Here is a 15,046-nt window from a genome sequence, read left to right as displayed (position 1 = left end):
CTCCCGTAAACGGACGTTAGGATCTGTACCCGGGCGCGGAAGCTGCGTAGAATACCGCTGATTGGTCTAGCGCTCTGCCCGGGCAGGCATTAGGCTCCAGAATACACTACCTATTCATTATAGTAAGCAAGAATCCGACTATGCGCTCCAGCCGTTTTTTAATCGCCACCTTAAAAGAAACTCCCGCCGATGCCGAAGTGATTAGCCACCAGCTGATGCTGCGCGCCGGCATGATTCGCAAACTTGCCTCAGGGCTATACACATGGTTGCCCCTGGGTCTGCGGGTTTTGCGCAAGGTAGAGCGCATTGTGCGCGAAGAAATGGACAAATCCGGCGCGCAAGAGGTGCTGATGCCCGTGGTGCAGCCGGCCGAGCTCTGGCAGGACTCCGGGCGCTGGGAGCAATACGGCCCCGAGCTACTGCGCATTAACGACCGTCACCAGCGCGATTTTTGCCTGGGCCCCACTCACGAAGAGGTGATTACCGAAATGGCGCGCAATGAGCTGTCCAGCTACAAGCAGCTGCCCGCCAACTTTTACCAAATTCAGACTAAGTTTCGAGATGAAATCCGTCCGCGTTTTGGGGTGATGCGCTCGCGCGAATTTATTATGAAAGACGCCTATTCTTTCCATTTGTCGGCCCAGAGCCTGCAGGAGACCTACGAGGTCATGCACCGCACTTACTGCAATATCTTTGACCGTATCGGCTTAGCCTACCGCCCGGTATTGGCCGACACCGGCTCCATCGGCGGCGCCTTCTCTCACGAGTTTCACGTGCTGGCCGAGAGTGGCGAAGACGCCATCGCTTTCAGTGACGGCTCGGATTATGCGGCCAACATTGAAAAAGCCGAAGCCCTGCCCCCCAGCGCCCCCCGTGCACAGTCGAGCGCCGAGCTTCACGAGGTGGCCACCCCGGGCAAGCACTCCATTGCCGACGTTGCCGACTTTTTGCAGCTGCCTGCCCACCAAACTCTGAAAACTCTGGTGGTATTGGGCGAAGCCGAAGAGGATAAACCGGCGCCACTGGTGGCCCTGGTGCTGCGCGGTGACCACGAACTGAACGACATCAAAGCCGAAAAGCTTGCAGGCGTTGCCAACCCCTTAACCTTCGCCCCCGAAGAACGACTTCGCGCTGAACTGGGCGTAAGCCCAGGTTCAATCGGGCCAGTAGGTTTAGATATTCGTGTTATTGCCGACCATAGTGCCCTGGCTGCAGCGGACTTTACCTGCGGTGCCAATAAAGACGGCTACCACTTAAGCGGTGTTAACTGGGAACGCGACCTGCCCCTGGCCGAGGCGGCCGACATTCGCAATATTGTGGCCGGCGACCCCAGCCCCTGTGGCCAAGGTAAGCTGGAGATTAAACGCGGCATTGAAGTAGGCCACATTTTTCAGCTGGGCAACAAATACTCTCAGGCGATGAACGCCACCGTACTGGATGAAAACGGCAAAGAGCAAACCATGGAAATGGGCTGCTATGGTATTGGTGTCACACGGGTGGTGGCCTCGGCCATTGAGCAGAACCACGACGACAAAGGCATTATCTGGCCCGCTAGCATTGCGCCCTTCCAGTTGGCCATTGTGCCTATCAACATGCACAAATCAGAGAAAGTTGCCGAGCTGTGCGAGAGCCTTTATCGCGAGTTGAGCGACGCCGGCGTAGACGTATTGTTTATGGACGAGAAAAATGCCCGCCTGGGCGTGCTGTTAGCCAACACCGACTTGATGGGTATCCCCCACCGTTTGGTGATTGGCGAGCGCGGCTTGGAAGCAGGCACCATTGAATACAAAGGCAGACGCGACAGTGAAAAACAAGACGTCCCCGTGGATAATATTCAAGCACTGCTGCGCGACAAGCTCGATCTGGCGTAAACGCCTCGCCGCACTCTTGCTGGGGGCATGGCTTTGTTTGGCCCCCAGCTGGCTCTCGGCCCAACTCAGCCGCGAAGAAATCGACGACGAGCTGCGCGAGCTACTAAAAAGTCATATCGAACAGGCCGACAGTTTTACCGATCAGTATGACGCCCAGGCGTGGCTAATGCTGATGGATGGGCGTTTAAAAAAATACATCACCAACCCCGATCAGCGCCTGCGCCTGCTTCGCACGGTACACCGCGAAGCCATGGCCGCCGGGGTAAAGCCCGAGCTGGTCCTGGCGGTGATCGAAACCGAAAGCCACTTTAACCGCTTTGCCCTCTCACCCGTGGGTGCCCAAGGCATCATGCAGGTCATGCCCTTTTGGAAAAACGAAATCGGTCGCCCGGAAGACAATTTAATTGATCTGGACACCAATCTGCGCTACGGCTGTATTATTTTAAAGCACTATATTGATATCGCCGACGGCCGCCTGGCCGAAGCCCTGGCCCGCTATAACGGCAGCTACGGTAGCTACCGCTATTCCGCCAAGGTTATGGATGCCTGGGACAATTGGCGCTAACATCGCCCAAACACTTAAAAAATAACAATAACGGAGGCACATATGAAACTCACGCCGTTCATTACAGCCGCTTGCTGCCTGACTTTTTTGCACTACCCGCTGGCCTCAGCCTCGGACCTGCCGCACAGGTTTACTTTTACCGAAGGCAGCTGGATTGAGCACTGGAACACTCCCTGGCAGGCCAGACTCGGTTCGACTCAAGTCGTCGCCACACCGAAAGCACCCGGCTCGGACCAATCTCTGTTGATTTCTTACCCCAAGGGCGCGGTGGGACCAGAAGAAGGTGGCGTTCAGTTCCCGATTGTCCTGGATGGTATAGAAGGGTTTGAGGCTTACTACTCCAGTCTTACCCTCGACTATTGCCTTAAGTTCAAGCCGGGGTTCGATTTTGTCAAAGGCGGCAAGCTACCCGGCCTGATGGGCTCGGAAGGCGCCTGGGCGCGCTCAGGCGGCGATCAGCCCGATGGTAGCAATGGCTGGACCCTACGATATATGTGGCGGCAAAACGGCCGCGCTGTGGTCTACGCCTATTTGCCGCCCTCGCCCAACGGTCGCTACGGCAATGAGCAGTGGGGGCAAGATATTGAACTGGGCAAATCCTTTGTTCCCGGACGCTGGCACTGTTTAAAGCAAAGCGTCAAAGTTAACGATATGGGAGAAGAGAACGGGGAATTACATGTATGGTTTGATGGTGAAAAAGTACTGTCGCGCACCGACATCAGTTACCGCTTAGCGGACACCACAGCGGGATTAGTTGGCGGTATTTATGTATCGACCTTTCACGGCGGCAACACTCCGGACTGGGGGCCATCGCGCGATTCCCATCTGCTATTAAACGATCTTCGCCTTAGTCACTAGTCCGTTCTGCAATCGTTTGAATACAAAAATAGACCCGCTAAAAACGGATTAACCCGGCGCACAAGGCCGGGTTAATCCACAGAACGATAATGCGCTAAGACTTACTGATTCTGGCAATTCACCAGTGCGCTATTGGCTTTGAACTTCTCAACTCGAACATTGGCGAAGGTCAAATCCAATTCACCCTCGGTCACAAAGCTAAACGGGCGCAACACCTGGGTCATAAACTCGTCTTGCGGCTGGGAAATACCAAAGTTTTCACCGGCGGTAGGAAAGCAGTTGAGATCAACACTCAGTGTCTGCCAGCCATTCCCCGCCAGGTGGTCGCGAAAACCTTCGGTCACTTCGATATCCGACGCACAGTACGAGCCACACCCAAGACGCAAGTAAGTCGTGTCGGTAGGTGCCTGATCTACCTTAATATCAAAAATCAACGCCGCTTTATCTTCGATATAGCCGGTCCAGTCCTGACGTTCAGGCGCGAACAGAGCCACCAGACCTTCACCCTCGCCATTCCACACAACGCGACGAGAGTCTTCCTGGGCGTTGCGATCCACCGCCGTCACACTCACCGTGGACGAGGTAATCGATTTGCTGTTCATAACCACCCGGTCGTTCTCTACCCCTACGATTTCAATACCCCAGGGGTCCATGGGACGACGGTTAAACAGAGTCAAAACGTCGCTGGTTTCCGCGACTTTCAAACCCTCCTCCGACAAGTTATCGCCCAGGGTATCTTTATCGCCATAGCTCAAACCAAAGCCATAGGGAAACAGGGGATCGTAATTATCATCGCCCACATTAAGCGGCACCTGATCCGGGGTTTGAGGCCAGGAGAACGACAACTTGCCGGTCATGTCATAATTGATTTCACCGGCATTATCGCGAAATAGCACGTCAGCTACCCCCACACCCTCGGTACCCGGCTGCCAGACCACCACAAAGGCATCCGAGGCATTCAATTCGCGGTTCACCCACAGTGGACGACCGGTAATAAAGAGCGCCACCACGGGGATATCTTGCTTTTGCAACATCTGCAGCAGCTCCAGATCCTCGGTGGCCCCGCGCTTATAGGCCAAGTTAGGGATGTCGCCCTGCATTTCAGCGTAAGGATCTTCACCAAATACCACCAGCGCCACATCGGGCTTGGAGATATAAGAACCATTGTCGCTCAGTTGAACTTTACCGCCACCGGCTTCAACGGCTTGCTTAATGCCATCGTAAATAGAGGTCGCGCCGGGAAAGTCACTGTTGGTGTTACCCGTGCCCTGCCAGGTTACCGACCAGCCACCGGCCTGTTTGCCGATATCATTGGCACCATCACCGGTCACCAGCACGTTCAAATCGCGGCTAAGGGGCAGCAACTGGTCGCTGTTTTTCAGCATAACCAGCGACTCGCGAACCGCCTGACGGGCAATTTCACGATGCTCGGGGGCGCCCAGCAACTCTTTTTTGCCCGCCAGTGGACGTGATGAAGGCTTGCCCGCTTCAAACAATCCGGCACGCAGTTTAACCCGCAGAATGCGGCTAACCGCGTCGTCGATGCGGCTCATAGCAATGTCGCCGTCTTTGACGTTTTGAATAGTGTTGGCGTACAGCTCTTTCCAATCAGGCTCGGGGGCCATAAAAATATCCAGCCCCGCATTGACCGACGCCGGACAATTGGTGGCCGTGCAGCCTTTGATAAAGCTGTGGCCGTTCCAGTCGCCCACGACCAGGCCATCAAAACCCATCTGATCTTTGAGCACATCGGTGAGCAAATATTTATGGCCATGCATGCGAATGCCATCCCAACGGGTAAACGAGGCCATTACCGCCTGAACACCCGCCTCAATCGCCGTAAAGTAGCCAGCGCCATGAATATCGCGCAAATGCACTTCGTCACCGGTGGTATCACCGCGATCGATACCGTCCAAGGTGCCACCATCGCCGATAAAGTGCTTGGCGGTAGCAACGATGTGTCCCTCGCCCATAAAGTCGTCGGTGCCCGGCTCGCCTTGCAGGCCACGCACCATTTCACCCGCATAATCGCCCACAAGATCGGGGCCCTCAGACCAGGACTCATAGGTGCGGCCCCAACGCTCGTTGCGCGCCACCGCGACCGTGGGTGAAAAGTCCCAATCGATTCCGGTCACCGCCAGCTCGCGAGCGGTCGCCCAGCCGATTTGCTCTAGCAGCTCGGGGTTGTGGGTCGCCCCCAGAGCGATGTTATGGGGGTATAGCGTCGCGCCCACCACATTGCCCACGCCGTGTACCGCATCGGTACCCCACATGATGGGAATCGGCGTACTACCATCGGAAGTATCGACCGATGCTTCGTAGAATGCGTCGGCTATTTCCAGCCAATCTTCCACCGACGCGTATTTATCGGCGTTGGGGTAAGAACCGCCCCCGTTTAAGAGAGACCCAATGTGATACTCACGCACGTCTTCGGCAGTCAAATGGCGAATTTCAGGCTGAATCATTTGTCCCACTTTCTCTTCCAGCGTCATCTGGGACAAAATATCGGCGATACGGGCCTCGATCGCTGGGTCCGTAGCCACCTGACTTTCAATTTGTGGCCAAATACTGGCATCGCCCTTAGCTGCCTCGGATGAGTCAGCAGACTTGGGATCACTAGACTGACAGGCAGCCATTGCCGCCAGTACAGCGCCTGTAACAGCAAGACGCATAAAAGACTTTATAGCCATATCGGCTCCTATAATTGTTTTAACGATAACGGGTATGACACAGATTGCGGCTAAATTAACAGGGATAAAAGCCATGGGCGCCCCACCTCCTGCACTCAATAAAAGTGGACACACATTGACGTGCATTATCCGCTGCTTCTGGCTCTATTCACGCCCCTGTGTTGTGGCTCTAACCGCCAAGTATAGCAACAGCAGGCAAGGCTGGCCGGGAGAATTTGCGTAACTTAATGACGCTTAACCATGTTAACGTTAAATCTGAGTAAAAAAGCGGGGAAGGGTCAGACGAGCGGACAGGAGTTTTTCATCTGACAGTGACCGGCGTGATATACAAGCCAAATGCGGTGAGGTAACGCGATGGATAAGCATAAAGTTAATTGGCGCGCCCAAGCAGCAGCCCCCGGATACAACCCATTTTAGGCCAAACACCACACTTTCCGTTTACGTGGATACTCTCTTTACCTGGATACTCTTTCGCGCTTGGCCTCGATAAGCGCTTTGACATTAGCCAACGAAGACTTGATCAAAAATGCAGCTTCTAAGAAACCCGCCCGATTCAGCTTTGCCAGGGTTTCTCCATCCAATTGCGCAAGCTTTTCGGCACTGACTGTATAAAAGTTATTTAAATGAAACTGGTTTTCTGCATCGACTTTGATATCAAGGTTGACAGGTTCTATTAGAGCGAGCTCGGCAAACGCTGCATACATCGCCCTGCCATAGTTGAGCCCCTCATGAATCCCCTTGAGAATAGTCGCCACGCGCTCCAAATAGGCAGAGTTAGCGCCGTTTTCAAGGAAAACCGCCTCGCCCTCTGACTCATTCACCCGCGGGTCATCAAGGTCAATATGAATAACTGGCTCTCTGCGAACCTCTTCATCCACCTCTTTTTCCTGAAAACCGATCAGAAAAGGGCCACGCGCAACAATCGCCGGCACATATCCCTGCCAATGACCATCGCGCAAAAAGAGGTTTTCATTGGCTTCCAACCCCAATAGCGTCACCGCTTGAAACTCGCCGGTCTTAGCGTCTTTTTGCAACAAAATAGGATAGTGACGCTGGATATCAGCAAATTCTGTAGGGAAGGTAATGACTGCGCTTTGATCATCGCCGAACTCAGCGGCAAAGCGCGTATTTACCTTTAAATTTTTATGCGTGTCGCTATTCAGCAGTGCGTGATTGGCCATGATGTATATTTTTACCCGGTAATATTTATTATATCGCGGCCATTCTCGCAATGGACACGTAATCCACTAAAACAGGGAGCTTCTGATTAATGTGTCGCCATTTAAACACACTCGCAAATTGAACTAAAGTGGATGAAAACCTAGATGATGAGTTTCTACCTAAAGCCCCCGACTTAAGGGGGACAGAAGTAACCCTATAAGCACAGAAGCTCTCGTCATACGAACCAATCAGATAGAGGTCAGTTGAGGGCTGAGACACCATCTTCGCCATTACTCGTACTGTGCGACTACAGATGACAATTCAATGGAGCATTATCTGTACTGACAACGCTGAAAGCTAAACGCAATCAATAAAAGCGCTGATAGTCAGTCGCCCCTTTCGAGGGTCAGCCTGGGGAATAAAGCTAGAGCTTATTGAACCGCTATGAAGACTCTGACGCCGGTAAACAATGAGTCGGTTAAAAATACCCTTTTGTTCGCCTATGCGTGTAAATAACGCCGTATCACCGTTGATATAGCCGCTTTGGGGGATATTATCACCGCCATTTTCGCTCTCGAGTGACTTGAAATAAGCCATACTGCGCGCATCATCGATATACTCATAGCCGGTTTTTTTGTGACGATAAAAAGACGTGCCGCCCAGATCTTCTTTAAACAAATAATAAACCGCCGCTAACTCGTCACGCTGGGTAGAATCAAAGTGCGGTATACGCTGTAACAGTGCCAGCTGATCTGCAGGCAAGGTTACAATAGAGTACTGACATAAAGGCAACCGTAATTGATCGCCCTTTAAGTCAAAAGTCTCGAATAAAAAGGGTCTTAACTCATTGAGTAATAGAGACTCAAAACTAGCTGGCACTGGTGCCCGAACCCCTGGATACATGGGAGAGTTTCGTGAAAATTGTTTTCTGCTAGCATCCTCTACAAGCATTTCCGCGTTTTGCAGGAAGTTGTCTACCACCAATAGCGGTGATTGCTCTTCACCAAAGTGAAAAACGTTAGTCGACATATCAGGGTTTAATGATAGTTGCATTTCCAACCTCAGTGCTGCGCTTAAATTATGCAATCACTCTGTAATCCTGTTAGCGGTCAATCAGCGCGCTTTCACAATAAGACGCCTGCGCCCGAAAACGGCTTAATTATTAAAAATAAGCGCATGGCCCGAGTAAGAGCTTTTATTTTATGAGATACCGCAATACTTTTTAACAAACTCTGCGTGCGGCGATAACATTTCAATTTTTTTATCGACATCAGCCGAAATGCTGGCTAAGAGGCTTCGCAGCGCCGACTCCGGCATAAGGTCAACCATGGGATGATATGCGGAAGGGATAATCCCCTGCCCCAACATAACTTGGGTCCACGAATCCAAACGAAACAATTCGCCTTCAACCTGGTTGGCTCGGCCAAAATCCCTAAAAAGATCCATACGATGTTTTAGCTCAGCCGGAACCTCCATATCCCTGCAATATTGCCAAAATGGGCTATCATCGCGCTCGGTGGCCTTATAATGCAAAATAATAAAATCGCGAATTCTGTCGAACTCACTTTCAGCTTGAGCATTATATTCGTCAACAACCGACTGCTTGATCTCACCATGGGGAAACAGCTGCAGCAAGCGAGTTACCGCTGTCATTATCATATGGATGCTGGTCGACTCTAGCGGCTCCAAGAAACCAGAAGCGAGCCCCATGGCGATGCAGTTTTTATTCCAGGACTTCTTACGCCTGCCCGTCTTAAACCGTATAAGATTGGGCTCTGTAAGAGCTTTTCCCTCAACGCTCGACAGCAATTTATCCTTCGCCTCATCTTCAGACATATGACGACTGGAAAAAACGATTCCGTTGCCAACGCGGTTCTGCAGCGGTATCTGCCAGCGCCAACCCGCATGATGGGCCACTGACCTTGTGTAGGGTAAAGGGGGCGCAGTGGCCTCTGTTTGCACGGCGATAGCCGTGTCACACGGCAACCATTGGACCCATGGCTCAAACCCGGTTTTAAGCGTCTGCTCTATCAACAGGCCTTTCATACCCGTACAGTCAATAAACAAATCTCCGGACAGCTCTTGCCCCGACTCCAGCACCAAAGACGTAAGATCACCAGAATCTGAGTTTTGGTTTACCTGAGCTATTTTCCCCTCGACCCGCTTAACACCAAAAGATTCCGCCCGCGCCCTCAGAAAACGTGCGTAGCGCCCCGCATCTAGGTGAAAAGCGTAATTCAACTTAGCCTGGTTATTTAAGGAAAACCGTTCCTGTAAGGCTGCCTTAAACTCAAGGCAGTAATCACCAAAGTCATTGGCGATCCCCAACTCACGCCCTCTGAGCCAAAAGTGAATAAAATCGGTCACTATGGTTTGCTTGCCGGTAACACCAAAAGAGTGAAAGTACTTTTCGCCAATCTGCTTCCAGTTTTCAAATTGAATACCCAGCTTAAAAGTAGCATTGGTGGCTTTCACAAACTCCTGCTCATTAATACCCACCAACCTGTGGAAAGTCCTCATTGGGGGGATAGTGGCCTCGCCGACACCGACTGTTCCGATGTCCTCTGACTCCACTAAGGTAATATCAAGCAGCTCCCCCATTTGATGGGAGAGCGCAGCCGCTGCAATCCAGCCCGCGGTGCCTCCACCGGCAATGACTATTCTTTTTTTACTACCTGACATTACAAGAATTCCCAGCTCTATCGGTACTAACGATTCAATTTATTAATCAGTAAAGCTCTTAACTTTCTAGCCCCAAGCCTATCCAATGCATTCAAAAATCCCCTTCCCTGCGAAGGAATATGAGCAGTAGACTTTTCAACACCATCAAAAATATAGTACTCGAAAATATGTCGCCAGGCTTCTCGCTCACGGGGCGACTTATCACGAATCCCGAGCATTGCGCAATTAAGCGCATTCATACCTGAGGTCAGAAAAGCCGGTGCATCTTCCCACCAGTAGTTTACTAAAATATTATAGGGCGCTAATCCTTCCACGTGATGCCACCACATAGTCGGTATAAATAAGGCGTCGCCTGGCTCCAGATCAACAACAAGTGCGGTCTCGAGCGCTTCTTTAAATCTGGGAAACTTTTCAAAGTCCGGATTCTTAAAATCCACCAAACTAATCACCTGCCCCCCAGGTGTTGGGTCAAGTGGGCCCGGGTAGAGATTATCTATTTGATCTGGGGGGAAAAGCGTAAACCTACGCTTACCTGCGACACAGCATGCGATATTGTCTAATGCATCAAAATGACACGAGGCGGTCGTTTTACCACCAATCCAAATGCTCACTCTTTCATTCAATGCTTCAGGGTGTTGATCTCTGGGAATATCCAAGCTATTGGCATCACTAAACCCGGGCAGATGAGAGCTTATTATATTGGAAGCAATATAATAAGCAGGGGCATTTAAATCACTCGCGCCTTGTAAGATAGCCTCTAAAGTTTCACCGATATACCCTTTATAACTTTCGTAGTTAAGCTCGGTGCAGTCGTCGCTGTAAAACATTCTCCCTTCATTTTCAGGAGGAATCTTACATACGATGGTCGGCGTGCCATTGTAAAAGGATTTCAAGTAGTCCACTGACGCCCTATCGGAAACTTGCCCAGCCTTAACGACAGGCCAATCCGAAACCATCTGCTTAAAAACTACAGGCTCGTCAGAAACAATCACGTCCCGTGGAATGGTGCTCGGACCGATGCCATTTAAGCTTTTGACCCTTTTCACGATTAATTAGCGTTTCCGCTGGCAGACAGATTACGATTTTTCCAATCAATTAATTTTCGAATATTGGACATAGAGGTCGCCATATAGTAAGCGGCCTGAAGGAAGCCTGATTTATTCAGCTCCGCTAGCGCTTCGCCACTAAGCTGAGACAACTTCTCTGTATTGATTGTTTCAAACTGATTTATGGTTAATTTACTTTTATCGATAAACTCGATATCCAAGTTCACAGGTTCAATTAACTCATATTTATTAAGCGTATTGAACATGTGCTTAGTGAGGTGCATTCCTTCGTTAATCGTATCCAGCACATTTGTAATATAATTTAAGTATGGGCTGTGCCCGCCATTTTCCAAGAACAATGCTCGACCTCGATCACAACTCGCTTTGGGATGGGCCATGTCAATATGAACGACGGGCTTTGGCGCCTCTGAACTGCCGTCAGCGTCACCTTGCACCCCAATTGAGAAAGGCCCCCGAGCTACAGCAGCCGGAATATATTCAGCGCGCCACCCCACATACTTTTGGCTCGACGGATCTGCCTCTACCAAGAACAAATTTTCATCTTTTTGGAACCCGAAAAGCACTACAGCCTGATACTCACCCGTTTCCGGGTCTTTGCGGCAGAGTATTGGGTACTCCTTCTGGACCTCAGAAAACTCAGTGATAAATGTAACGGTGCTGACTGCATTGTCCCCAAGTTCGGCTGAAAATTCAGGATTCACTGCTAAATTTTCATGAGTGATATTGTTTAATGATTCTATTTTTTGCATCTAAAGCTACCGATTTACTTACGCAATAAGAGAAATTATAACAGTTGAGTTAAAAAAAGAGCCGCCTAGGCGACTCTTTTTCGATCAAACAACTTTTACGTTATAGCTTAGAAGCTGTAACGCGCACCTAGCTGGTAGCGTGCACCCAGATCATCATAGAAGATCATCATGTTTTCGTTGCGACCATGCTCGCGGCGATCTTCTCCGGTCATGTTGATACCTTCGAAGGACACAGACAAGTTATCAGTAAAGTAATAGCTGATGTTCATGTCAAGTTGCGACTGAGCTTCAACGTAACCTGGGTTATTGGAACCCCAATTGGTTTGGTTCAGGTACTCATCACGCCAGTTGTACGCAAGACGGGTTTCGAAGCCGTAATTTTCATACATCAACACCAAGTTTGCTGTATCACTAAGACCTAAGAGTGCAAATTGGTCTGAAGTAATGTCCAAATTATCGAACTTAACATCACCTCTTACGATGGTGTAGTTGGCTTGTACACCAAACCCAGTTTCACCGAAGAAGTGCTGCAATGCAAACTCGGCACCGTACAGTTTCGCTTCGCGGTTATTAATTGTAGTACTGAACTCGTACTCCATCAGAGGATCGTCGGCATTGGGAGTGATAAACTCATAGCCGGCCTGATCATTAAGATCAGCTACCACTGCATCGTTTAGCTCGGATGCGCCACCAGGATATTCTGAAGGATTAGCCAAAATCTGCATCATGGCGTACAGGTTGGCATTGTCGACGTTAGCGCCAATGCTTTCCAGTGCATCACGAGCGGCCAAAGCTCTCGGACCAGCAGTCTGATCTCGAATATCAAAAGTTTGCTCAGTAATCTCTGAACCGGTGAAGTTCTCTACACGTTTTTCAAATAAGCCTACAGACGCGTAGCTCGCATCGTCGTAGTACCATTCCAACGACACATCAACGTTGCTTGATTCAAGCGGCGCCAATTGTGGGTTTTGCCCTGTCGCTTCAACAGTAGTACCTGCGTTCAATGTTGAACCGTTTGGCTGACCAAACGAAATCACTGACCCTAAGCTCGACAAGCCAGGACGAGCGATGGTTTGGCTGTAGGACGCTCGGCCAATCAGATTGTCCGAAAAGTTCATAGAGAAATCTAAGCTAGGCAAGAGAACGTCATACTTCTGGCCGTCTACAGTTGGCGTGTCCGGCGATGCGCTGACAGCGGTAAAGTCGTTATCCGATGACCAGATATAGTAAGCCAGAGGAGGGGTCTCTGAAGATGAGGTTTGGTCTGTAGTCTCATACCGTAAACCGGCAAGCACATTAACTTCAAAATCAGCTAACTGGCCTACAGAGCCAAACTGGACATAAACAGCGTCTGTATCTTCCTGAATCTCGTTATTACTTGCGCTGTTTCGAACCGCGTCTTGCTCGGTGTTCTCTACGCCAATATAAGCCTGTTGATCACTGTATTCCTCCACCAGGAAAGCACCCAGTTCACGAGCGTCCGCGCGGAAGCCGATGGGGGGTGAATTACCAGTGCTAGGATCATCAAATTCGCCAGCCACATTAAATGGTTCAAAGCTGCCATCAGGGAACTCGCCAGGCGCTGAAGCACCCCAGCCGCCCAATACCTGGTTGTTATTACCGTTATAACTAACAGTGTTTGAGTTCATTTCACGGCGCTCAATACCGAAATCAAACCGGCTGCCGTTGTCAAACTCCCAGTGACCATCTACTTTAAATTGATCCACTTCAGAGGTCTGCTCAACAGAGAACACACGCATCACTGAAGAGCTAAGATTTTCCTCCAGATCGCCATCAATTGTGTGCGTCCAGTTAGGGATGTCAGCGCCGCTAAATTGCCAACTAGCCCCAGATTTGATTGAAGAGCCAACACCGATATCCAGCGAACCCGCGCGGCCTGGACCAGTTGGAAGACTTTCCATAGTAGAGTTGTGGGCATCAAAGACTAACGAGAACTGATCGGTGACATCCCACTCAATGTTCAAGCCAGTAGATTCCAGCGTATCTTCTTGCGAGCGATATTGCTGCGAGAAACCTACATCGCGTCTTGCCGGATCATAGCTCTCAGTAATGAATATTGGCGTCTTAATAGCTGAATCATCAAACTCAACGTTTTGAACAAACCCACCATTTTGAACCCAAGTGGTTACCTCACCGCGATGAGCCGATTGATCATTTTGTGCGAAGGTGTAATCAAGGCTGGCGGTCAAGCTATCCATGGGGCGGAACTGGAATGCAAGGCGCGCGTTGGTGCGCTCGCGCGTGCGATCAGCAAAAGTGTAACGAACGTCATTAGGGCGGGAGTAAAGCTGCCCGACCTCGGGCGCATTCACAAAAATGTCGCTGTTTGCAGGGTTGTCGTAAATAGTCTGGGTATCTCCAGCCCCCCACTCGGCAACGCTCCAGTCATTAACGGTGGCACTGGTCACGCCTGAGTCGCGCTCAGAGTAACTGGCGCTCAAAGACACACCAAACATACCGTCATCGTCGGACCAGCTGAAAATACCTGAAACCTCAGGCGTTACATCGTCGCCGGTGCGGTTAGTGGTATCCATAATTGCTTTACCGGCGACGCTGACGTTCAGGCCCGGCTCATCCAAAGGGTTGGAGGTTTTTACATTTACCGTCGCACCAATACCACCGGTGGCGATGCTGGCTTTACTGGTTTTGTAGACTTCAACACCAGAAACCGAGTCAGCAGACAGGTTGGCAAAGTCAAACGCACGGGAGTTACCGCCACGAGTCGCAGAGCCCGCACCTGAACTACCACCGTATGCACTACCGGTTGGCATGGTTCGTCCGTTCAAGGTAACCATATTGAAGTCCGGGCCAAAACCGCGGACCGTAATTTCAGAACCTTCGCCGTTTTTACGGTTAATGGAAACACCGGTAATGCGCTGCAGAGATTCTGCAAGGTTAGTATCGGGGAACTTACCGATGTCTTCAGACGAGATAGCGTCTACCACACCGGCCGAGTCGCGTTTGATATCCATAGATCGCTCTAGCGACGCGCGGATACCCGTTACAACCACCTCTTCCAACATCTGGTCGTCTTGCGCCAATGTCGGAGCTGCAAAGCCCGACATGGCACAAGAGGCCACCGCTGAGGCGATCAACTTGCGTTTAAAGTTGGATTTATTTGTATACATGAGCTCTCCTTTTGATGGACTTAGCATTATTTTTAGCTTTATTCCCAGAACCAAAGCCGGCACCGGGTAAACCCCGCCTCCAAATGGACTTGGAAACAGAATGTCCTTAGGCCAAAGCCGTGCCGCATTTATTCGTATTCACTCTAAGCAGCTTTAGGGCAATAGCGTAAATGTCTTTTAAACCTTATGCTTGTTGTCAACTTGACCTTTTGTCCGAGTCTACGCCAAGGAGATGAGCATATCAAGTACAAAAT

At 50.5% G+C, this 15,046-nt stretch carries 10 protein-coding genes; 3 read left to right on the top strand and 7 right to left on the bottom strand.

Going from position 1 to position 15,046, the window contains the following annotated elements:
• Positions 1-140 precede the first annotated feature (140 nt).
• The 3 genes from M6D89_RS02460 to M6D89_RS02450 are packed head-to-tail and all read left to right on the top strand — an operon-like array spanning position 141 to position 3,294.
• The gene (locus tag M6D89_RS02460) at positions 141-1,871 is read left to right on the top strand and encodes a proline--tRNA ligase (protein ID WP_253966447.1); all 1,731 of its coding nucleotides are present in this window, start codon (positions 141-143) and stop codon (positions 1,869-1,871) included.
• A gap of 37 nt (positions 1,872-1,908) precedes the next feature.
• Positions 1,909-2,436, top strand: coding sequence for a lytic transglycosylase domain-containing protein (locus tag M6D89_RS02455; protein ID WP_253966446.1), 528 nt, complete (start codon positions 1,909-1,911; stop codon positions 2,434-2,436).
• A 42-nt stretch (positions 2,437-2,478) separates the two neighbouring features.
• Complete coding sequence (locus M6D89_RS02450) at positions 2,479-3,294, top strand: polysaccharide lyase (protein WP_253966445.1); 816 nt, start codon at positions 2,479-2,481, stop codon at positions 3,292-3,294.
• 101 nt (positions 3,295-3,395) lie between these two features.
• Here M6D89_RS02450 and M6D89_RS02445 read toward each other — a convergent pair whose 3' ends face one another.
• From M6D89_RS02445 to M6D89_RS02415, 7 genes are all read right to left on the bottom strand, one after another.
• Positions 3,396-5,984, bottom strand: coding sequence for a glycoside hydrolase family 3 protein (locus M6D89_RS02445; protein WP_253966444.1), 2,589 nt, complete (start codon positions 5,982-5,984; stop codon positions 3,396-3,398).
• Between the two features lie 455 nt (positions 5,985-6,439).
• Positions 6,440-7,165: a SapC family protein gene (locus tag M6D89_RS02440; protein ID WP_253966443.1), complete on the bottom strand. Its 726-nt coding sequence runs from the start codon at positions 7,163-7,165 to the stop codon at positions 6,440-6,442.
• 337 nt (positions 7,166-7,502) lie between these two features.
• A complete protein-coding gene (locus M6D89_RS02435) occupies positions 7,503-8,198 on the bottom strand; it encodes a DUF6445 family protein (protein WP_253966442.1) in 696 nt (231 codons plus the stop codon).
• A gap of 147 nt (positions 8,199-8,345) precedes the next feature.
• Entirely contained in the window at positions 8,346-9,827 is a 1,482-nt protein-coding gene (locus tag M6D89_RS02430) for a tryptophan halogenase family protein (protein WP_253966441.1), read from the bottom strand.
• A 26-nt stretch (positions 9,828-9,853) separates the two neighbouring features.
• On the bottom strand, positions 9,854-10,873 hold the full coding sequence (locus M6D89_RS02425) for a cupin-like domain-containing protein (RefSeq protein ID WP_253966440.1): 1,020 nt from the start codon (positions 10,871-10,873) through the stop codon (positions 9,854-9,856).
• Between the two features lie 2 nt (positions 10,874-10,875).
• Complete coding sequence (locus M6D89_RS02420) at positions 10,876-11,643, bottom strand: SapC family protein (RefSeq protein WP_253966439.1); 768 nt, start codon at positions 11,641-11,643, stop codon at positions 10,876-10,878.
• Positions 11,644-11,750: 107 nt separating this feature from the next.
• A complete protein-coding gene (locus tag M6D89_RS02415; protein ID WP_253966438.1) occupies positions 11,751-14,792 on the bottom strand; it encodes a TonB-dependent receptor in 3,042 nt (1,013 codons plus the stop codon).
• Between the last annotated feature and the right edge of the window lie 254 nt (positions 14,793-15,046).

The sequence above is a fragment of the Gilvimarinus xylanilyticus genome (assembly GCF_024195295.1).
In the GTDB taxonomy this organism is placed as follows: Bacteria; Pseudomonadota; Gammaproteobacteria; order Pseudomonadales; family Cellvibrionaceae; genus Gilvimarinus; species Gilvimarinus xylanilyticus.
This window is presented reverse-complemented; position numbering and strand designations above follow the sequence as displayed.